Annotated in this window: 1 protein-coding gene; it reads right to left on the bottom strand. The window is 52.5% G+C overall.

The features are described 5' to 3' along the window. On the bottom strand, window positions 1-264 hold a 264-nt coding region (locus tag ACYP03_RS26545; RefSeq protein WP_459782747.1), incomplete at its 3' end, for a DeoR family transcriptional regulator. Window position 265: the final 1 nt, after the last annotated feature.

Below are 265 nucleotides of genomic sequence, written 5' to 3'. Positions count from 1 at the left end.
AATTTCCAGCGTCGTGGTTCCCGCATCCAGATAAATCGTACTGTGAGGCTTGATGTAGCTGGCCGCATGTTGCCCGATCCTGGCTTTTTCATCCCGTTGCTGGGCAATTTTATCATCGTGGGGCAGCTCGATGTGAATGGACTCTGACAACTGCACGCCACCAGAAACTGACATTACCCGGCCATCGGCCTCCAGCTTGGCAATATCACGGCGTATGGTCATGTGAGACACATCCAGATGTTGTGTCAGCTCACTGATGCTGATG

The organism is Photobacterium sp. R1, assembly GCF_054600795.1.
Note: the sequence above shows the minus strand (reverse complement) of the source record. Positions and strands in the feature narration are given on the sequence as shown.